The 20,252-nt window shown below is 69.1% G+C and carries 19 protein-coding genes; 10 read left to right on the forward strand and 9 right to left on the reverse strand.

Features of this window, described 5'->3' with window-relative positions:
• The 3 genes from IEZ09_RS43735 to IEZ09_RS43745 all read left to right on the forward strand — a co-directional run.
• The coding region (locus IEZ09_RS43735; protein ID WP_189259768.1) for an IS3 family transposase at positions 1-126 on the forward strand (126 nt) is incomplete at its 5' end.
• A gap of 147 nt (positions 127-273) precedes the next feature.
• Positions 274-1,647, forward strand: coding sequence for a mycothione reductase (locus IEZ09_RS43740; RefSeq protein WP_189259769.1), 1,374 nt, complete (start codon positions 274-276; stop codon positions 1,645-1,647).
• Positions 1,648-1,711: 64 nt separating this feature from the next.
• Entirely contained in the window at positions 1,712-2,125 is a 414-nt protein-coding gene (locus tag IEZ09_RS43745) for an NADPH-dependent FMN reductase family protein (RefSeq protein WP_189259770.1), read from the forward strand.
• Here IEZ09_RS43745 and IEZ09_RS43750 read toward each other — a convergent pair.
• A complete protein-coding gene (locus tag IEZ09_RS43750; protein ID WP_189259771.1) occupies positions 2,122-2,526 on the reverse strand; it encodes a VOC family protein in 405 nt (134 codons plus the stop codon). The two genes, IEZ09_RS43745 and IEZ09_RS43750, sit on opposite strands and share 4 nt — an antisense overlap.
• Before the next feature lie 176 nt (positions 2,527-2,702).
• On the opposite strand from IEZ09_RS43750, the gene IEZ09_RS43755 reads away from it, so the two are divergent.
• Positions 2,703-3,266, forward strand: coding sequence for a CHAP domain-containing protein (locus IEZ09_RS43755; protein WP_189259772.1), 564 nt, complete (start codon positions 2,703-2,705; stop codon positions 3,264-3,266).
• Here IEZ09_RS43755 and IEZ09_RS43760 read toward each other — a convergent pair.
• Entirely contained in the window at positions 3,263-4,534 is a 1,272-nt protein-coding gene (locus tag IEZ09_RS43760; RefSeq protein ID WP_189259773.1) for an AfsR/SARP family transcriptional regulator, read from the reverse strand. The genes IEZ09_RS43755 and IEZ09_RS43760 overlap by 4 nt on opposite strands.
• A 4-nt stretch (positions 4,535-4,538) precedes the next feature.
• On the reverse strand, positions 4,539-5,726 hold the full coding sequence (locus tag IEZ09_RS43765) for an MFS transporter (RefSeq protein WP_229813469.1): 1,188 nt from the start codon (positions 5,724-5,726) through the stop codon (positions 4,539-4,541).
• A gap of 104 nt (positions 5,727-5,830) precedes the next feature.
• On the opposite strand from IEZ09_RS43765, the gene IEZ09_RS43770 reads away from it, so the two are divergent.
• From IEZ09_RS43770 to IEZ09_RS43785, 4 genes are all read left to right on the forward strand, one after another.
• Positions 5,831-6,502, forward strand: a complete 672-nt coding sequence (locus IEZ09_RS43770; protein ID WP_189259775.1) for a FadR/GntR family transcriptional regulator — start codon at positions 5,831-5,833, stop codon at positions 6,500-6,502.
• 43 nt (positions 6,503-6,545) lie between these two features.
• Positions 6,546-7,649 carry an epoxide hydrolase family protein gene (locus IEZ09_RS43775; protein ID WP_189259776.1) on the forward strand — a complete coding sequence of 368 codons (1,104 nt, stop codon included), beginning with the start codon at positions 6,546-6,548 and terminating at the stop codon, positions 7,647-7,649.
• Complete coding sequence (locus tag IEZ09_RS43780) at positions 7,646-8,734, forward strand: winged helix DNA-binding domain-containing protein (RefSeq protein ID WP_189259777.1); 1,089 nt, start codon at positions 7,646-7,648, stop codon at positions 8,732-8,734. The genes IEZ09_RS43775 and IEZ09_RS43780 overlap by 4 nt, the downstream gene beginning before the upstream one ends.
• Positions 8,735-8,806: 72 nt before the next feature.
• Positions 8,807-12,445: a phage tail protein gene (locus IEZ09_RS43785; protein ID WP_189259778.1), complete on the forward strand. Its 3,639-nt coding sequence runs from the start codon at positions 8,807-8,809 to the stop codon at positions 12,443-12,445.
• Here IEZ09_RS43785 and IEZ09_RS43790 read toward each other — a convergent pair.
• Positions 12,442-13,335: a LysR family transcriptional regulator gene (locus tag IEZ09_RS43790; protein WP_189259779.1), complete on the reverse strand. Its 894-nt coding sequence runs from the start codon at positions 13,333-13,335 to the stop codon at positions 12,442-12,444. The two genes, IEZ09_RS43785 and IEZ09_RS43790, sit on opposite strands and share 4 nt — an antisense overlap.
• A gap of 73 nt (positions 13,336-13,408) precedes the next feature.
• Here IEZ09_RS43790 and IEZ09_RS43795 point away from each other — a divergent pair, with 73 nt between their 5' ends.
• Entirely contained in the window at positions 13,409-14,302 is an 894-nt protein-coding gene (locus IEZ09_RS43795) for an EamA family transporter (RefSeq protein ID WP_189259780.1), read from the forward strand.
• Here IEZ09_RS43795 and IEZ09_RS43800 read toward each other — a convergent pair.
• Complete coding sequence (locus IEZ09_RS43800) at positions 14,226-15,731, reverse strand: cobyric acid synthase (RefSeq protein ID WP_189259785.1); 1,506 nt, start codon at positions 15,729-15,731, stop codon at positions 14,226-14,228. The two genes, IEZ09_RS43795 and IEZ09_RS43800, sit on opposite strands and share 77 nt — an antisense overlap.
• A 28-nt stretch (positions 15,732-15,759) precedes the next feature.
• Between IEZ09_RS43800 and IEZ09_RS43805 the strand changes: the two genes are divergently transcribed.
• Complete coding sequence (locus IEZ09_RS43805; RefSeq protein ID WP_189259781.1) at positions 15,760-16,440, forward strand: alpha/beta fold hydrolase; 681 nt, start codon at positions 15,760-15,762, stop codon at positions 16,438-16,440.
• Here the strand turns inward: IEZ09_RS43805 and map are convergent.
• The 4 genes from map to IEZ09_RS43820 are packed head-to-tail and all read right to left on the reverse strand — an operon-like array spanning position 16,427 to position 20,083.
• On the reverse strand, positions 16,427-17,284 hold the full coding sequence (gene map / locus IEZ09_RS43810; RefSeq protein ID WP_189259782.1) for a type I methionyl aminopeptidase: 858 nt from the start codon (positions 17,282-17,284) through the stop codon (positions 16,427-16,429). The genes IEZ09_RS43805 and map overlap by 14 nt on opposite strands.
• 10 nt (positions 17,285-17,294) lie before the next feature.
• Positions 17,295-17,417 (reverse strand): hypothetical protein, encoded by a 123-nt coding sequence (locus IEZ09_RS47610; RefSeq protein WP_268247689.1) that lies wholly within the window; start codon positions 17,415-17,417, stop codon positions 17,295-17,297.
• Positions 17,417-19,213: a penicillin-binding transpeptidase domain-containing protein gene (locus tag IEZ09_RS43815; protein WP_189259783.1), complete on the reverse strand. Its 1,797-nt coding sequence runs from the start codon at positions 19,211-19,213 to the stop codon at positions 17,417-17,419. The genes IEZ09_RS47610 and IEZ09_RS43815 overlap by 1 nt, the downstream gene beginning before the upstream one ends.
• 18 nt (positions 19,214-19,231) lie before the next feature.
• A complete protein-coding gene (locus IEZ09_RS43820) occupies positions 19,232-20,083 on the reverse strand; it encodes a GNAT family N-acetyltransferase (protein WP_189259784.1) in 852 nt (283 codons plus the stop codon).
• Positions 20,084-20,252 lie beyond the last annotated feature (169 nt).

A 20,252-nucleotide genomic window follows, 5' to 3' on the forward strand; every position in this document is an offset into this window, starting at 1 on the left:
GACACCACCGAGGAGTTCACCACGCAGCTGCACGACTACATCGACTGGTACAACACCACTCGCATCTCCACCACGCTCAAAGGCCTGAGCCCGGCCGAATACCGAGCCCAGACCCTCGCGGCCTAACCTTCACTTAGCCAGTCCAACTTTCGGGGCCCAGTTCACACCTGACGTAGATGAAGGAGCCCTTCATCGACCTCGGCTGGAGCTCGTAAGGCCTGCGTAACACCCGACTCGGGAACACCGCCCCGCCCGAGGTGGTTGGATCGACACGTGAGGCACTTCGACCTGGTCATCATCGGTACCGGCTCCGGCAACTCCATCCCGAACGAGGCGATGGCGGGCTGGGACATCGCCATCCTCGAGAAGGGGACCTTCGGCGGCACCTGCCTGAACGTGGGCTGCATCCCCACCAAGATGTTCGTCCACACCGCCGACCAGGCCGCGGCGCCTGCCAACGCGAAGAAGCTCGGCGTGGACGCCCACCTCGACGCCGTGCACTGGCCGCAGATCCGCGACCGCATCTTCGGGCGCATCGACCCGATCTCCGAGGGCGGCCGCAACTGGCGTGCCAACGAGAACGCGAACGTCATCGTCTACGAGGGCACCGCGAAGTTCGTCGACGCCCACACGATCGACACGGGCACCGGCGAGACCATCACCGCCGACCGGATCGTCGTGGCGGCGGGCAGCAGGCCGACGGTTCCCGAGGTCGCCGACATCGAGACGACCGGTTTCCACACCAGCGACTCGATCATGCGGCTCGACGAGCTGCCGAAGAGCCTGATCATCCTCGGCAGCGGGTTCATCGCGGCCGAGTTCGCGCACGTGTTCAGCAGCTTCGGCGTGCAGGTCACGGTGATCGCGCGCTCGAACCTGTTGCTGCGCCACGAGGACCTGGAGATCGCCCAGCGGTTCACCGACGTCGCGAGGACGAAGTGGGACGTCCGGTTGCAGCGCAAGACGATCCGCGCGGAGAAGACCGGCACCGGTGTCCGCCTGCACATGGAGGGCCCGGACGGCGCGGAAACCGTTGAGGCGGACCAGCTTCTCGTGGCGACGGGCCGCCAGCCCAACACCGACCTGCTCGACGTGGCCAAGGCCGGGATCGAGCTGCACGACGACGGCCGCATCAAGGTCGACGAGTACCAGCGCACGAGCCGGCCGCACATCCTGGCGTTGGGCGACATCAGCTCGGACTACCAGCTCAAGCACGTGGCGAACCACGAGGCGCGCGTGGTGCAGCACAACCTGCTCCACCCGGACGAGCCGATGCGCAGCGACCACCGGTTCGTGCCGGCCGCCGTGTTCTCCAGCCCGCAGATCGCGAGCGTCGGCCTGACCGAGGAACAGGCCAAGGCGAGGGGAATCCGGTACGTCACCGCCAGCCAGGCCTACGCGTCCATCGCGTACGGCTGGGCGATGGAGGACACGACGGGCTTCGCGAAGCTGCTCGCGGATCCCGCCACCGGACAGCTGCTCGGCGCGCACATCATCGGGCCGCAGGCGTCCTCGGTGATCCAGCCGCTCATCCAGGCGATGAGCTTCGGCCTGGACGCGAAGTCCATGGCACGTGGGCAGTACTGGATCCATCCCGCGATGCCGGAACTGGTCGAGAACGCGCTGCTCAACCTGCCGCTGGACTGAAGGCCTTGCCCGACAGGGACTTCCGCCGCTGTCGTTGATCTCGCCTGCCGACCACGATGCAGCGATGACTGACAGAGTCCTCGTCGCGTACACCTCGAAGATCGCCGCCACCGACGAGATCGCCCAGATCATCGGCACCGAACTCGCCGGGTGCGGGCTGAGGGTCACAGTGCTCTCGGTCGCCGCAACCGACACGCTGCACGGGTTCGGTGCCGTGATCATGGGCGACGCCGCGGCCCGCGATGCGCATCGGTTCGTGCGGCGGCACAAGGCTTCCCTCAAACAGACGCCCATGTGGTTGTTCCACCGCGGCATTCCGCCCGTACCGAACGATGTCACTCGCATGGTGCGGAAGCTGGGGGCCGGTGGGCCGGTGAGTTTCGGTGGTGCGGCACCGGACTGGGATCGGGCGAAGGCATGGGCCCGCTACCTCGCCGATCAGCTCGCGGTGCTGCACCGGGGCTTCGTCTCCAACTAGGCCTGGAGAATCCGGACGTTGTTGCCGGCCGGGTCGCGGAACACGCAGTCACGAGAGCCCCACGGCTGATCGGTCGGCTCCTGCACGACGTCGGCGCCGCCCGCCTGCAGCTTGTCGAACACGCCGTCGAGGTCAGGCGTGGACAGCTGGATGTACCCGTACGAGCCACCCTCGATCATCTCGGTGATGGCGGTGCGCTGCGAGTCCGTGAGCCCCTCCGCCATGGCCGGCGGCTCCAGCACCACCGCGGAGCCCGACCCCGCCGGGGCGACGGTGATCCAGCGCATCGTGCCCTTGCCGACGTCCGCGCGGACCTCCCAGCCGAGCAGGTCGCGGTAGAACGCGAGCGAGGCCTCGGGGTCGGTGTGCGGGAGGAACGTGGCGTGAATGTTGATGTCCATGGCGACAACGCTAGAAGCGCCGCGAGGCGGTCGCTTCTCGATTCCTGACCACCTGCTGACCAGGCGTTCCAGAACTTCCCCAGCGCGAACCAGACGCGTCCCAGAGCCGCCGTGTCGACTTCACCGCGGTGTCCGGACGGGCACCGCGACACGACATGCGAGGGGCGAAGAAGAACGTGCGATCCATCAGGAAAACCTTCATCGCGGGTGTGCTGTCCGCGATCATCAGCACGCTGCTGCTGGGGTCGTCCGCGACCGCTGCCACTGAGGAAGTGCAGATCTCGTCGGCGGCCGACATCGTGCGCATCGCGACGGCCGAGGTGGGCTACAAGGAGCGGGCCAACAACTGCAACAAGTACAGCGACGACTGCGCGGCCTGGTGCGGCATGTTCGCCAGGTGGGTGTGGAAGAAGGCGGGCGTCACGAAGCTCCCGCCCGCGGGTTACGGCAAGGCGTGGGTCGCCACGTACTGGGCCAAGTGGGGTGCCGACAACGACCTGCTCAAGCGCCGCCCCGCCGGCACGCGCGGCGGCAACCCGAAGGCCGGTGACGCGATCGTGTTCGGCACGCCGGGCAGCCTCAACGGCCACGTCGGGATCGTCGTGAAGGTGCACTCGGACGGCAAGCTGACCACGATCGACGGCAACCTGTCCGACAAGGTCACCAAGCGCACCATCGACCCGAAGACGGCCACGACGAACGGCGGCGCGGTCTACGGGTACGTGAAGCCGAAGTTCTAGATCCGTTCGACGGCGAACTCCTGATCGGCACCGCCGGTGCACTTCTCCAGCACCACCTCGGCACCCGGTGCCAGCGGCTCCTGCACTCCGACGCACAGGTCGGTGTGCAGGGGCCGCAACCGGTAGCGGTCCTGGCCGACCCGTTCGAACCGGAACTGCTGGAACGTCAGGTCGTCCCGGCACTTGTCCCACGGCTCCAGCCGCGCGCCCTCCTGCACCGAACCACCCATCGCGCTGAGGCAGCCCAGGCCGTTCACCGGGTGGTTCCACCAGATCCTGTCGTTCTCGCCGCCCAGCGGTTCGATCAACGTCTGCGGCGGCGCGTCCGAGCAGGCACCCTGGACCGCGATCGGCGGCCCGTCGTGCGTCTGGCGGTCCCTGCCCTCGGTCACGCACAGGTCGCCCGCCTTCAACCGGGCCGCGTACTTGCCCGTGGGCGCCGACGACGGCGTGGTGGGCGTGCCCTGGTTGACCAGCACGGTGACCAGGACAGCGACCAGCACGACGACCCCGGCCACGGCGAAGACCAGCGAGTTCCGGCGCCGCACCGGCTTCCCGGCCTCGGGCAGCTCGATCCCGGACGGTTCGGCCTCGGTGAGGATGCGGTGGTGCAGATCCCGCAGCACCGCGCTGGGGTCCGTGCCGAGCTCGTCGGCCAGCGTGCGCCGTAGCCGCTCGAACGACTCCAGGGCCTCGGCGGAGCGGCCGCTGCGGTGCAGGGCGAGCATGAGCTGGCCCGTCACCCGTTCGTCGAGCGGGTGGTCGGCGGCTCGCGCGATCAGGCCGGTGAGAACCTCGCCGTGTCGGCCTTCCCGCAACGCGATCTCGGCGCGTTCGGTCTCGGCGACGTGCTTCTGCTGCAGCAGCCTGTCCCGCACGGAATCGAGCCAGGGCGACCGCAGGCCGGCGAACGGTTCCCCGCGCCACAACGCCAGCGCTTCCTCGTGCCGTCCTGAGGAGATCAGCTGCTCGAACCGGTGCAGGTCGACGTCGGACGCGACCAGCGCGTACCCGCCGGACTTCCGCACGATCGCGTCGTCGCCGAGCACCTGGCGCAACCGGTACAGGTAACCGTGCAGCGCGTCGCGCGGCTTGGCGGGTGGATCGTCGCCCCAGACGCGTTCGGTGAGCTGGTCGAGCGAGACCGGACGACCGGCCTCCACCGCCAGCACGGCGAGAACGCACTGCTGGCGGGCGTGCCCGACCTTCAGCTCCTGCCCGTCCCGGGAAACCGTTGCATCGCCGAGAAAACCAATCCCCAGTGTCACGGGGTCAAACGTAGCGAGGACGGCCCGCGATCATGCCCAAACCGGTCAACGCGGCCAGCAGCACGAGCTGCAGCACGAGCGACACGGTCCACGAGCCCGTCGCGTCGCGCAGCAGGCCGAACGCGAACGGGCCGGTGGCCGCGATGAGGTAGCCGAGGCTCTGCGCCATCGCCGACAGCCGCGCGGTGTCCGAAGTGGACTTCGTGCGCAGGGACATGATCAGCAGCGCCAGCGGGAACATGCCCATGCCGAACCCGATCAGCACCACCCACAGGCCGGGCGCGGCGGACGGGGCCACCAGCATGCCGAAGATGCCCGCGAACGACAGCAGGCCGAGCGCCAGCACCATCGGGCCCTGGCTGGAGAACCGCGCGGCGAGCGGCGGCACGAAGAGGCTCACCGGGACGCTGAGCAGCATCGAGACGGCGAGCAGCATGCCTGCGGTGTTCCGGTCGACGCCGGAGTCGACGAGCATCGCGGGCAGCCAGCCCATGACGGTGTAGGCGAACAGCGACTGCAGGCCGAAGAACACGGTGATCACCCACGCCAGCGGGCTGCGCAGCAACGACCGCTTCTCGGCGGGAGCGGCCGAACGGACGACCGTCGACTCCGCACCATGGCGCGCACCGGCGAACCACACGATCAGCGCACCCGCCGACAGCAGCGCCCACGCGCCGACGGCGAGGCGCCACGAGCCGAGGTGGTCCTCCAGCCGCGGCGTGAGAGCGGCGGCCAGTGCGGCACCCGCGGCGAGCGCTCCCGTGTAGACACCGGTGATCAGGCCGACCTTCGCCGGGAAGGACGCCTTCACCACCACGGGGATCAGCACGTTGGACACCGCGATGCCCGCGCAGGCGATGAAGGTGCCGCCCAGCACGACCCACGGACCGTCGATCACGCGCAACACCAGGCCGAGCGTGAGCACCCCCAAGGACAGTCCGATCGCACGGGCCATGCCGAGGCGGCGACCCAGCCAGGGGGCCGCGAACGCCGCGAAGCCGAAGCAGAGCGCCGGAACGGCCGTCAACGCGCTGGTCCAAGCGGCCGAAACCCCAAGGGCGGCGCGGACATCACCGAGCACCGAGGCCAGACTGGTCACCGCAGGGCGGAGATTCGCCGCCGCGAGGGCGACCCCGATCGCGAGCAGCGTGGACCCGACCAGCGGAACGTGACGATTCTTGACGACCGTCACCCTGCGACCTGGATCGGTGGCAGTCTGTGCGGCAAGAGTCGTCTGCTGAATCGTCACGCGAACACTATCGCAGACGTAGGATGTTCGGATGAAAGGATGACGCTGTGCCGTTGGCCACTACCCGGCGAGCAGGCCTCGTCGACCAGGTGATCGAGCAGATGAGAAGCGCGATCACCAGCGGCGAATGGCCCGTCGGGCAGCGCATCCCGCCCGAGCCCGAGCTCGTCACCGCGCTCGGGGTGGGTCGGAACACGGTTCGCGAGGCCGTGCGGGCGCTCTCGCACGCGGGCCTGCTGGAGGTGCGGCAGGGCGACGGCACGTTCGTCCGCGCGACCAGCGAGATCTCCGGCGCCGTCCGCCGCATGTGCGGAACGGAGCTGAAGGAGGTGCTCGAGGTCCGCCGCACGCTGGAGATGGAGGGCGCGCGCCTCGCCGCCAAGCACCGCACCGACGCCGAGCTGGCACGCCTCACCGAGCTGCTGCGCAAGCGCGACGCGGCGATGGAGGCAGAGCAGTGGGCCGAGGTGATCGAGCACGACACGGCGTTCCACGTGCTGCTCGTCCAGTGCTCGCACAACACGCTCCTGGCGGAGCTCTACCAGGGCTTGACCGAGGCGGTCAAAGCTTCGGTGGCGGCCTCCGTCGACACCAGCCAGCCGGGCCGCGACCAGGTGTCGCACACCGGGCTGTTGCACGCGGTGCGGGACGGTGACCAGGAGAAGGCGGCGATCGAGGCAGGCGGGTTCTTCGAGGAGCTGATCGAGAAGTTCTGCTGATCCCGGACCGAAGTCGTCCGCATGAGCTCATAGCGTGGGGGCCATGGAGATCACGCCGTTCCACCTCGAGATCCCGCAGGCCGACATCGACGACCTCCGCGCACGCCTGGGCAACACGCGGTGGCCGGAGGAGGACCTGCCAGGGGTCGGCTGGTCCTACGGCATCCCGCTCGGCTACCTGCGCCCGCTCGCCGAGTACTGGGCAGACGGGTTCGACTGGCGCGCGCAGGAACGGCGGATCAACTCCTACCCGCAGTTCACGACCGAGATCAACGAACAGCGCATCCACTTCCTGCACGTGCGGTCGCGCAAGCCGGACGCGTTGCCGCTGCTGCTGATCCACGGCTGGCCCGGCTCGTTCGTCGAGTTCCTGGACGTGATCGAGCCGCTGTCGGAGGACTTCCACCTCGTCATCCCGTCGATCCCCGGCTTCGGGTTCTCCGGACCGGTGCGGAAGACCGGGTGGAACGTCCTGCGCATCGCCTGGGCGTTCGCGAACCTGATGGAGGGCCTGGGCTACGAGCGGTACGGCACGCAGGGCGGCGACTGGGGCTCCGGCATCGCGCAGGAGCTCGGCAGGGTGTTCCCCGAGCACGTCGTGGGCGTGCACGTGAACATGCTGCAGACGTTCCGGCCGTCCGGGGTCAACGACCTCACGGCAGAGGAGCTCAGGGCGCTGGAGTCGCTGGACCACTACCAGAAGGAACTGTCCGGCTACATGCACCTCCAGCGCACACGGCCGCGCACGCTCGGCTACGCGCTGACGGACTCGCCGGTCGGGCAGCTGGCGTGGATCGCGGAGAAGTTCCACGACTGGACGGACAACGAGGGCGTGCCCGAGGACGCGGTGAACCGCGACCACATGCTGACCAACGTGTCCGTGTACTGGTTCACCGGCACGGCGGGCTCGTCGGCGGCGCTGTACAAGGAACAGGCGGCGTCGTGGGGTCCGCAGCAGCCGACGACGGTGCCGACCGGTGTGGCGATCTTCCCGCACGACCTCAGCGCGCCGGTGCGGTCGCTGGCGGAGAAGATGATCCCGACGATCGTGCACTGGACCGAGTTCGACCGCGGCGGCCACTTCGCCGCGATGGAGGAGCCGGACCTGCTGGTGCAGGACATCAAGAAGTTCTTCGAGGCGCTGTGATCACTCTGCCGAACCGCACGCTGAACAGGACGCTGCTGGCGCGGCAGCTGCTTCTGGAGCGGACGGGCATGCCGATCGTGGAGGCCGTCGAGCACCTCTGCGGCCTCCAGGCCCAGGCGCCGGCGCCGCCGTACCTCGCGCTGTGGACGCGCCTCGACCCGTTCGAGTTCGACGCGCTGAGCAAGCTGATCATCGACCGGTCGCTGGTGCGGATGACGTTGTGGCGCGGCACCCTGCACCTGGTCTCGGCTTCCGACGCCCACCTGATGCGCGCGGCGTTGCAGCCGGAGCTGACCAAGCGGGCGCGGCTCGTCATGCCACCCGTGAGCCGGGTCGACATCGACCTGGACAAGCTGGCCGCGGTCACGCGCGAGTACGTCGACACCGAACCGCGCACGGTCGCGGAGATCGGCGCGTTCCTGGAGCAGCACTTCCCAGAGGCGAAGGCGCGCGAGCTGTCGACGCAGGCGCAGATGCTGGTGCCGATGGTCCAGGTGCCGCCGCGCGGGATCTGGGGCGTGGGCGGTGTTCCGCAGAACGTCGCGCTGGCCTCGTGGCTCGGCGGGGACCTGCCCACCGAGACCGCCGTGCCGGAGCTGATCGAGCGGTACCTGCGGGCGTTCGGGCCCGCGACGCCGGCGGACATGCAGGCGTGGTCGCGGCTGGTCGGGCTGAAGGCGCACGCGGCGGAGCTGAACCTCGTGGAGTACCGCAACGAGGCGGGCAAGGTGCTGCTGGACGTGCCGGACGGCGTGATCGTCGATGAGGACACGCCAGCGCCGGCGCGGCTGCTGCCCGCGTTCGACAACGTGTTGCTGGGGCACGCCGACCGGACGCGGATCATGAGCGAGGAGGCGCGGGCGCGGTGGGGCGCGGTCCGCAACGGTGTCTTCCCGCCGACGTTCCTCGTGGACGGGTTCCTGCGCGGCACCTGGTCGGTCACCGAGACCAAGGACACGGCGACGCTCACGATCGAGCCCTACTTCACGACCACGAAGAAGGACGTGGCGGGCGTGGTCAGGGAAGCCAAGGCGGTGCTGAAGGTGATGGCTCCGGGCAAAAAGCACGTGATCGTTGCCCCTTAGGGCGGTTTTTCCCGCCCTTGCGTGTGTCTGGCGGTCGTGTTCGGGGCCACGAGGCTCGGTCACGCTCGTCCCGTGGTCGCTCGCCGGTCAGCCGACGCGAAGGCAGAGGTCACAGGCGCTCTCGCGGACGGCAAACGCAAGGCGGGCCCGGTCGTGGGCCTGCGCTCACTGCTCGCGTTGCAACGCGACGCGGGCAACGCGGCCGTGGGCGCGCTCATGGCCGCCAAGCAGAAACAACCGGACGAGACCTCGATCGACGCCGCGCTGAAGGAGGTCCGCCGCGGCGAGCCGGACATCGACACGGTCGAGAAGGGCCTGAAGGCGGCGCAGTCGGCGGGCGTGCCGGTGACGCTGGAGGGCCCGAAGCCGCCCGCGTCCGCGCTCGCCGTGACCACGACCGGGTTCGGCCCGAACGCGGTGCCGCCGAAGAAGCCGGCACCGCCCCCGAAGCCCGTGCCGGCGAAGTCGCCGCTCGGCAAGGCGGGCGCTCGCCGCGCCGCAGGTGGTGGCGGCAAGAACGCCAAAACTGGTGCTGCCCCGGCCGTTCCTCCCGTGGCAGCGGCGGATCCGGCGTTCCTGCGGGTGACCGGGAAGGTCAAGGGGTTCGCGGCAGCGAAGAAGGCGCACCCGCCCGCCGCCGCCAAGGCGAAGGAGGCGCAGGACGCCGCGCAGGCGCCCGCGGACGACCTCGCCGGGCAGGCGAAGGCCTCGAAGGTCGACTCGATGGACGCGCAGCACGCGGGTTCGTTCGACAAGCAGGCGTTCATCGCGGCCGTGAAGACCGCGATCGAGGCCAAGTCGCCCAAGACGCTGCAGGAGGCGACGTCACCGCAGGGCAAGGCCGACGGGGTCGCCGCCGAGGTCAAGGGCATGGTGTCGGAAGGCAAGGACGGCCAGGCCAAGGACATCGCGGCCGCCACCGACGCGCCGCCGGACCAGTCGAAGGCGGTGCCGAAGCCCGTCACGCCGATGGCGCAGGAGAACCCCGGCACCGCCCCCGCCATCCCGGCCGCCGGTGCCGCACCGAAGCCCGCGCCGCCGGCGCAGACCGATCTGCGGCCGGGCAAGCAGCAGATCGCGCAGGAACAGGGCGACGTCACCGACGAGCAGCTGCGCCAGTCGAACGAGCCGCAGTTCCAGCAGGCGTTGGACGCCAAGCAGTCCGCCGCCGCGCACGCCGACACCGCGCCCGCCCAGTTCCGCGCGCAGGAACAGCAGGTGCTCGGTCAGGCCAGGGCCGACGCGTCCGCCGTGACGGCCGCCGGGGTGGCGGGAATGCAGGGCGCCAAGGGTGCGGCGCTCGCGGGCCTGGTGGCGGACAAGGGCAAGGCGAAGTCCGAGGACGAGGCCAAGCGCGCCGAGGTGACGACGAAGATCCAGGGCATCTTCGCGGCCACCGAGGCCGAGGTGAAGAAGATCCTGGAGGGCATCGACCCGAAGGTGGACGCGGCGTTCACGCAGGGCGAGGCCCAGGCGCGGCAGGCGTTCGAGTCGTTCGTGGCGGCCAAGGTCGGCGCCTACAAGCAGGACCGCTACAGCGGCTGGCTCGGCGGCTTCCGCTGGGCCAAGGACAAGCTGCTCGGCATGCCGGACAAGGTGAACGAGTTCTACACCGCCGGGCGCGAGCTCTACCTCAAGCAGATGGACGGCGTGATCTCCCGCGTCGCCGACATCGTCGGCAACGACCTCTCCCTTGCCAAGCAACGAATCGCGTCGGGCAAGGCCGAGATCGCCGCCTACGTGAAGACGTTGTCGCCGGACCTGCGGAAGGTCGGCGCCGACGCGTCCGCGGAGATCAACGACCGCTTCGAGCAGCTCGAAAACGACGTCACCGCCAAGCAGGACGCGGTCGTGGACTCCTTGGCCACCAAGTACGTCGAGGCACGGCAGGGACTCGACGAACGCATCGAGGCGTTGCAGGCGGAGAACAAGGGCCTCGTCGACGCCGCCATCGACGCGGTCAAGGGCGTGGTCAACACGATCCGCGAACTGGCCGCGATGCTGCGCGACGTCCTCTCGCGCGCCGCCGGAGTCGTCGGCGACATCATCAAGAAACCGGTGGAGTTCCTCGGCAAGCTGATCGCGGGCGTGAAGGGCGGCATCCTCAAGTTCAAGGACAACATCCTCGACCACCTGCGCAAGGGCCTGATGGGCTGGCTGTTCGGAGCGCTGGCCGAGGCGGGCGTCGAGCTCCCGGAGAAGTTCGACCTGCGCGGCATCATCAAGCTGCTGGCGTCGATCTTCGGCCTGACGTGGGCCAACATCCGCACCCGCCTGGTGCGCCAGATCGGCGAGAAGGCCGTGGCAGCGGCGGAGAAGGGCGTGGAGATCTTCCAGGTCCTCGCGTCGCAGGGCGTGGCGGGCCTGTGGCAGATGCTGCTGGAGAAGCTCGGCGACATCAAGGAGACGATCCTCGCCCAGGTGAAGGACTTCGTGATCACGAAGATCATCACCGCGGGCATCACCTGGCTCATCGGCCTGCTGAACCCGGCCGCCGCGTTCATCAAGGCCTGCAAGCTCATCTACGACGTCGTGATGTTCTTCGTGAACAACGGCAGCCGCATCCTCAAGTTCGTCAACACCGTCATCGACTCGGTCGCCGACATCGTGCGCGGCAACGTGAGCGGCGTCGTCGACAAGATCAACGACGTGCTCGGCCAGATGGTCCCGATCATCATCGGGTTCCTCGCGAGCGTCATCGGGCTCGGCGGGATCGGCGCGAAGATCCGGTCGATCATCGAGACGCTGCAGAAGCCGGTGAACAAGGCGCTGGACTGGGTGATCAAGAAGGGGCTCGCGCTGGCCGGTCCGCTCATCCGCGGGATCAAGGGCAGGTTCGCGCGCAAGAAGGACGCTGCCGCCCCCGCGAACGTCAACATCGAGAAGACGTTCGACATGGACGGCGCCGGACACACGCTCTACGCGAAGACCGTGAGCGGCAAGCTCGTCGTCGAGATGGCGTCGGGCAGGCGGCAGCGCCTGGAGGACCTGCTCAGGTACGCGTGGAACGAGCTGGCCGATCGCGACAGGGGCAACCTGCCCAGGCGGGGTCTCAAGAAGGCGCTCGAGAAGGTGGAGCGCGAACTCGTCCTGGCGAAGAACATCGAGGACTCCCCGCACACCGAGGGCGTCGTCATGACCGCCGCGCTCGAGAAGCAGATCAACGAGCACATCGTCAAGGCGGCCGGCCTGCTGGTGGACATCGGCCGCGAGTACAAGATGAAGAGCCTGCAGAGCCTCGCCCACGGGTCGGAGTGGGTCACCGCCGAGCAGGAGCTCAAGGGCGAGTACCGCGGCAAGAACTTCCGCACTCAGGTCTACGGCGGCTGGAACTCCGACAACGACACCGGCGGCAAGAACCGCAGGAAGGCCTTCCTGGACCTGCGCGCCAAAATTCCCGCCACCTCCCCCGCGCTGAGCGACAGCACCGCCTACTTCTGCCCGCACTGCAAGAAGATCCGCCTGAACAAGAAGGGCCACCAGCCGCTCACGTTCGACCACGAGCCGTCCGTGATCACCCACTGGCAGTCCAGAGGCGGCAACAACATGAGCTACGACGAGCGCAACGCCTGGTACAACGACGCCGCGAGCGCGAAGCTCGATCCGATGTGCGGGCCGTGCAACTCGGGCAAGGGCGGCGACAACGAGGAGCCGAACGACTACAAGGTCGGCGTCCGGTTCCGCGGGCGCGGCGAGGGCAAAGCGCCCTAAAGCGCCACCTGCCTGATCACGTCCAGAGCCGCCTTGATCGCGGGCCGCCGCGAAGCCTGCGTCCGCCACACCGCGTACAACCGCCGAGTGGGAGTGGGCCGCAACGGCACGACCCGGACGTTGTCCGGCACCTCTCCCCTGCCCAGCCGCGGGATCAACGCCACCCCGATCCCCTTGGCCAGCAACGCCATCTGCGTCCGGTACTCGCTGATCCGGTAGGCCAGCTCGGGTTCGAAGCCCGCGCCGTGGAACGTCCGCACCAGCCAGTCGTTGCAGATCGAGCCCTCCGGCTGGCACATCCACCGCTCGCCCGCCAGGTCGGCGGGTTCGAGGAACTCCTTCTGCGACAGGGGATTCGCTGCGGGGATCAGCACCTCGGCGACGTCGTCGGCAACGTGCACGCGGGACAACGACTCCGGCACCGGCAACGGGGTGTTCTGCCAGTCGTGCACGATCGCCAGGTCGAGCTCGCCGCGCGCGACGGCCTCCGTGGCCTGGGGCGGGTCGATCTCCGTCAGCCGCACGTCCAGCGCCGGGTGCTGCTCGATCAGGGCCGCCAGGACGTCCGGCAGCAGACCGCGGGCGGCCGTGGCGAACGAGCCGATGCACAGACGGCCGATCGCGGCGCCGCGTTGTTCCTCCAGGGCGACCTCGGCCTCTTCGACCAGCTTGAGGACCTGGCCCGCGGTGTCGGCGAGCAGCAGCGCGGCGTCGGTGAGGCGGACGCCCCTGCCCTGGCGTTCGAGCAGCGTGGTGCGGGTTTCGCGTTCGAGTTTGGCGATCTGCTGCGAGACCGCGGACGGCGTGTAGCCGAGCACTTCCGCTGCGGCGCCGACCGTGCCGTGGGTGGCGACGGCGTGCAGTGCTTTGAGCCTTCCCAGATCAAGCATGTAGTGATGCTAAACCCATTACCTAAGCAATCGGAACTGGTGCTTAATAGTTAGCGCGCGCAAGCTTGACCGCATGAGTCCCCGTCACGTCCTGCTCGCCGTCCTGGTCGCCGCCATCTGGGGCTTCAACTTCGTCGTGCTCAAGGTGGGCCTCGACGAGTTCCCGCCGATCCTGTTCTCCGCCCTCAGGTTCCTCGCCGCCGCCGTGCCCGCGATCTTCTTCGTCGGACGGCCGACGGTGGCCTGGCGCTGGATCATCTCCGTCGGACTCGTGCTGGGCGTCGCGAAGTTCAGCTTCCTGTTCATCGGCCTCCACGCGGGCATGCCGGCCGGGTTGTCGAGCCTGGTGCTGCAGAGCCAGGTGATCTTCACCGCGGTGTTCGCCGCCGTCATTCTGCGCGAGAGGCCGAAGCCGGTGCAGATCACCGGGATCGGGCTCGCGATCGCGGGCATCGGGCTGATCGCGTGGGATTACGGGCTGTCGTCGCCGCTGATGGGCTTCCTGCTGGTGATCGCGGCGGCGGCGTGCTGGGGCGTGTCGAACGTGCTGATGCGCTACGCGAAGCCGGCGGACACGTTGCGGTTCATGGTGTGGGTCAGCGCGGTGGCGGTGCTGCCGTTGTTCGCACTGGCGTTCCTGACCGAGGACGTGTCCGCGCTCGGCAGGCTCAACTGGGCCGGGGTGGGCGCGATCGGGTACGTCTCGTGGATCTCGACACTGCTCGGGTTCGCCGTCTGGGGATTCCTGCTCCGCAAGTACGAGTCGTCGACGGTGGCGCCGTTCTCGTTGCTGGTGCCGGTGTTCGGGATGTTCTCGGCGTGGGCGTTCCTCGGCGAGGACCTGACCGTGCTGCGGGCGGCCGCCGGCGGGATCGTGCTGCTGGGGCTCGCTATTCCGCAGCTGGTGGGGCGCCGGGCGGCACGAACGGAAGTCCTGCCGGAGCCCCTCGTTCCAGCAGGTCGATGACGGCCTCGGTGTCGAGGTTCTCCGCGACCAGGTCGCCCAGCAGGTCCAGCTGGGCCTCGCGGGCGGCCTGGAAGCTCACCTCCTCCGGCTCGAAGTCCCTGCCCGCGCGGTCGGCGGCCCAGCGCAGGAACTTGCGGCGGAAGGTGTCGTTCTCCAGCAGGCCGTGCCAGTGCGTGCCGAGGACGCGGTCGGTCTGGGCACCCTCGTCGTCGATCAACGGCTTTTCGGTGCTGCGCACGACCTGGCCGTGGTGGATCTCGTAGCCGGTCACGTGTTCCCGCCACGCCAGCCCGGTCGGCCGCGCGAGGGTCTTCTCGCGCTCGAAGCGGAAGTCGACGTCGAGCAGGCCCAGTCCCCCGGTGCCGCTGGTGCGCCACTCGACCCCGTCCGGATCCTGGATGTAGCGGCCCAGCATCTGGAAGCCGCCGCAGATGCCCAGAACCGGCCCCTCGAACCGCCGGACCGCCTCGGCCAGCCCGGTGTCGAAGAGCCACTGGAGATCGGTGAGCGTGGACTTCGATCCCGGCAGCACGACCAGGTCCGCGTTGGTGAGCCCCGCGGGCTCCGTCACGAACCGCACGGACACACCGGGTTCGCACGCCAGCGCCTCGACGTCGGTGGCGTTGGAGATGCGCGGGTTGCGGATCACGGCGACGCGCAACCAGTCGCGCTTCGGCGGCTTCGGCCGGCCGACCACGCCGTCCGCGTTGTAGGACAACGAATCCTCGGCGTCGAGCCAGAGCTCCTCGCGCCACGGCAGCACGCCGAGCACCGGCCGTCCGGTCAGAGCCTTCAGCTGCTTCAGGCCCGGTTCGAGCAACCGCCGGTCACCGCGGAACTTGTTGATCACGAACCCGGAGACCAACGCCTGGTCCGCCGCGTCCAGCACCGCGACCGTGCCGAAGAGGTGCGCGAACACCCCACCGCGGTCGATGTCGCTGACGACGAGCACCGGAAGGTTCGCCCGCGTCGCGAGGCCCATGTTCGCAATGTCGTTGGCGCGCAGGTTGATCTCGGCGGGAGAGCCGGCGCCCTCGCAGACGACGACCTCGTGGTCGCGCCGCAGTCCGTCCAAAGTGGAGAGAACCTCGTCCAGCAGCTCCGCCTTGCGCTCGCGGTAGCTCATCGCCGAGACGGTGCCGACCGCCCTGCCGTGCAGCACGACCTGGGACGTGCGGTCGCTGCCGGGCTTCAGCAGCACCGGGTTGAACCGCACGCTGGGCTCCTTGAACGACGCCCGCGCCTGCAACGCCTGCGCCCTGCCGATCTCCCCGCCGTCGAGCGTGACGAACGAGTTGTTCGACATGTTCTGCGCCTTGAACGGCACGACGTCCACGCCCTGGCGTGCCAGAAAGCGGCACAAACCCGCGACCAGGACGCTCTTGCCCGCGTCCGAAGTCGTCCCACAGATCAACATCGCGCCCCGCATGGACGCCAATGCTGCCATCATCACCCACATGGTCACCGTCGTCCTCATGCACAGCCCGTTCCTCGGCCCGTCGAGCATGCGTCCGCTCGCCGACGAACTGGCCTCCGACGGGGTGGCCGTGCTGCTGGTGGACCTGCAGATGACCGTCAACGAGGCCCCGGTGCACCAACGGCTGATCGGCGCCTTCGCGGACGCCCTGGACGACTCCGGCGTCACCGGACCGCTCGTCCTGGTGGGCCACAGCGGCGCCGGACCGCTGCTGCCGGCCTTCGCCGACGCCCTGGAACTGGACGTGCAAGGCCTGGTGTTCCTCGACTCCGACCTGCCGACGCCGGGCAAGGCGTGGCGCGACACCGTCGACCCCGCCCTGGTGAGCCAGGTCAAGGCGTCGGTGCGGGGCGGCAGGCTGCCGCGCTGGGACCTGTGGTTCGCCGAGGACCCGCTGCGGCTCGTGCCCGCCGGGCTGCGCGAGGAGATGCGCGACGAGGCACCCGAGGTGCCGTGGGAGTTCCTGAAGGAGCAGCGCCCGGTCGTCGAGTGGTCCGGGGCGTGCGGGTACGTGCTGCTGTCGCCGGTCTACGAGGAGGCGGCGGCGCGGGCCGAGGCGCTGGGCTGGCCCGTCGAACGCGTCGAATCGCACCACCTGGCGGCCGCGACGTCGCCTTCGACGGTCGCGGCCGCGCTGAAGTCCGTGATCAGCAGACTGTGAGGATCTCCGCGCCGTCCTCGGTCACGACGATGGTGTGCTCGAACTGGGCGGTCCAGCTCTTGTCCTTCGTGGTGACGGTCCAGCCGTCGTCCCACATGTCGTGCTCGTAGTCGCCGAGGGTGATCATCGGCTCGATCGTGAACGTCATGCCGGGTTCCAGGACCGTCTTCATCGACGGCTCGTCGTAGTGCAGGACCACGAGTCCGCTGTGGAACGAGCGGCCGATGCCGTGGCCGGTGAAGTCGCGCACGACGCCGTAGCCGAAGCGCTTCGCGTACGCCTCGATGACGCGGCCGATGACGTTGATCTCACGGCCCGGCTTCACGGCCTTGATGGCGCGCATGGTGGCCTCGTGCGTGCGTTCGACCAGCAGGCGGTTTTCCTCGGCGACGTTGCCCGCGAGGAACGTGGCGTTCGTGTCGCCGTGCACGCCGCCGATGAAGGCCGTCACGTCGATGTTCACGATGTCGCCGTCCTCGACCACCGTCGAGTCCGGGATGCCGTGGCAGATGACCTCGTTCAGCGAGGTGCAGCACGACTTCGGGAAGCCGCGGTAGCCGAGCGTCGACGGGTACGCGCCGTTGTCGCACAGGAACTCGTGTGCCACCGCGTCGATCTCGTCCGTCGTCACGCCCGGCACGACGACCTTGCCGGCCTCCTGCAGTGCCTGGGCGGCGAGACGGCCGGCGACGCGCATGGCCTCGATGATCTCCGGCGTCTGCACCCACGGGTCGGTGCTCTTCTGCGGCGCGGGCTTGTCCACGTACTCGGGACGCACGATGCGCGAGGGCACCTGACGCCGCGGAGACTGGACACCGGGTTGCAACGGAGCACGAACAGCCATGCTCTCCAGATTAGCCTTGCGGGCGCTGACCGCCCTGAACCCGGTCCTCGGCACGGGGCTCCGGCACGCGAGGCGCCGGGAGCAGGATGCCCGCCCGGATCAGTCGCTCCCGCAGGGTTTTCGTCTCAGTCATCACGGCACCGCCTTGAGGAACCTCGCCGCCACCTCCACGGCTGGTGTCGAAGTCTCCCCGCTGAGAACGAGCGTCGCGAACGCGAGATCGCCCCGGTAACCCATGAACCACCCGTGTGAGTGCACGCCGTCGCCGAACTGTGCGGTACCAGTCTTGCCGCGCACGTCTCCGTACGGCTTGAGCTGTGGTGCAGTGCCGTAGTCGACGACCTCGCGCATCATCTGCCGCACCGGGTCGAGCGCGGCAGCGGGCGGCGCCGTGGGCTGTTTGTCCGCTTTGGTCTCCTTGCCGCGCACCAGCTGCGGCACCGGCATCGAGCCCTTCGCGATGGACGCACCGACGAGGGCCATGCCGAACGGCGACGCCAGCACCTTGCCCTGGCCGAACGCGTCCTCCGCCCGTTCCACGACGTCGGTCGCGGGCGGGACGGAACCGGTGATGGTGGTCAGGCCGGGGACGTCGAAGTCGACGCCCAGGCCCAGCGACAGGGCGGTGTTCGTCAGCAGGTCCGGCGGCATGTCGACGGCGAGCTGCGCGAACGTCGTGTTGCAGGAGAACGCGAACGCGCTGCGCAGAGGGATCGTGCCCTTGTCGAACTCGTTGGAGTTCGGCACGATCCGCCGCCCGTCGATGGTGGTCTTGCCTGGGCACGGCAGCGGCGTCTCGGCGTTGACCTTGCCGGACTGGATCGCGCCCAGCGCGGACACGGCCTTGAGCGTCGAACCCGGCGGGAAGCGGCCGGTCAGCGAGATCGCGCCCTGCGCGTCGGCGGGGTCGTTCTGCGCGACGGCCAGGATGTCGCCGGTCGACGGCTGGATCGCGACCAGCACGGTCGGCTGCTGCACCGGCTCGACGGCGTCCTCGGCCGCGGCCTGGATCGCGCGGGACAGCGCGACGTTCACGGCCTTGGCTGGCTCGGGGGCCTTCGAGTACAGCTCGTCGATCTCGATGCCCTGAGCGTCGATCGTGGCGACGCGGAAGCCGGACTGGCCCGCGATGTCGTTCTCGACCAGCTTGCGCACCGCGGGCAGCACCTGCGAGCCGAAGTTGCGGCTCGGGGCCAGCAGCGACGTCTGCGAGGTGAACCGCACGCCGGGCAGGTCGTAGATCTTGGGCTTCACCGTCTGGTAGTCGGGATCCCGCAGCGCCGCGACCTGGTAGGCCTGGCCCTCCGGGGTCTTGCCGACCCCGTCGGTGATCGTCTGCTGGGTGATCGCCTTGTCCAGCGGGTTCAGCGCGTCCGCGAGAGCCTTGGTGACCGTGCCGAGGTCACCTGCCTCCTTCGCGACGAGGAGCACCGAGACGACGCGTTCAGGGGCCAGCAACGGCGTGCCGTCGCGGTCGAGCACCGGTGCCGGGTCTGGCTTGAGCTCGGTGACCTTGATGGACTGCTGCGGTGCGAGCTTCGGGTGCATCACCGACGAGGCCCAGTGCACCTTCCAGAAGTCGCCCTCCTGGCGCACGTCGAACTTGGTCGAGTACGTCCAGTGGCGGTTCTTGCCGAGGTCCCAGTCGAGGCTGACGCTCGCCTCGGACGCCATCTCGCCGTTCTTGCGGATCTGGTCGACCTTGCTGCTCAGCCCTTCCGGCTTGAGCGCGCCCCGGAACTTCTCCAGGGTCTCCTTGGCGTCGTTCGGGTTGTCGGTCAGCCCGGCGGCACCCTGGACGTCACCGGACGCGAGCTTCGCCAGGAAGTCGTTGGTGATCTCCGGTGCTCCTGGTTCCGACCTGAACAGGCCGCAGCCGCTCAGCGTGACCGTCAGGACCGTTGCCGTGATCGTCGCGAGAAGGCGCACCCGCGCGAGTATGCCCTCTCAGAAGAGGACCGTGGCGTACTGGCCCACCTGTTCGAAGCCGATTCGGCGGTAGGCCGCCTTCGCCACGTGGTTGTAGCCGTTCACGTACAGGCTCGCCGTGCGGTTGAGGACTCGGACCAGGCGGTCGGCCACAGCCGCTGTTCCCGCGGTGCCCAGACCCTCTCCTCTGCGGTCCGGGCGGACCCAGACGCCCTGGATCTGGCCCACTTTGGACGACATGGCGCCGATCTCGGCCTTGAAGACGACCTCGTTGTTCTCGAACCTCGCGAAGGCTCGACCCGCTGCGATCAGTTCGGACACCCTGGCTCGGTAACCCGCGCCGCCGTCTTCTGCGCACGGGTCGATGCCCACCTCCTCGATGAACATCGAGATCGCCGCGGGGAGGTACCTGTTGAGCTCGCTGGGGCGGACCTGGCGGACCAGCGGATCCGGAGTCGCCCGCGGAGGGCTGGAGATCGCCATCAACGGCTGGTCGCCACGCACCTCACGGGCAGGGCCCCAGTCGGGCTGCAGCTCGTCCCACAGGGTTAAGACCTGCTCGGCGGGGCCGACGAGGCTCGAGCACATGCGGCCGCGACGACGCGCTCGGTCCGCGAACATGCGCATCGACGACGCGCCGCCCTTCAGCGGAATCAGGTTCGGCCCGGAGAAGCACAGGCCGTCGACCTTCCCGCGGATCGGGCGCGAGTCCGAACCCCACATCTCGCCGCCCAGCCGCCACGGGTCGAGGCCGGCCACTTCCACCCTTGCGGCGACCATGCACGCGGCCACGGGGTCGTCGTCGAACACCCCGCGCACGTCGATCAGGTCGCGCTCGTCGAGCACCCGCGCTCCGGCCAGCCTCAGCACGTCACCTAGCGTGCCAGATGGGACGTGTGTGTGGCATCAGCCAACAGTGCGCACGCCCCCGTGACCCTCCGCACCTGCTTGAACGCACGCGGGGCCCTTTTGTACTGTCAGGGCGGTTTCTAGGGGTCCTCGCAACACCTGATGGCTTATGTAGTTGTCAGTAGATCAC

This window comes from Lentzea flava, assembly GCF_014648475.1.
GTDB lineage: Bacteria > Actinomycetota > Actinomycetes > Mycobacteriales > Pseudonocardiaceae > Lentzea > Lentzea flava.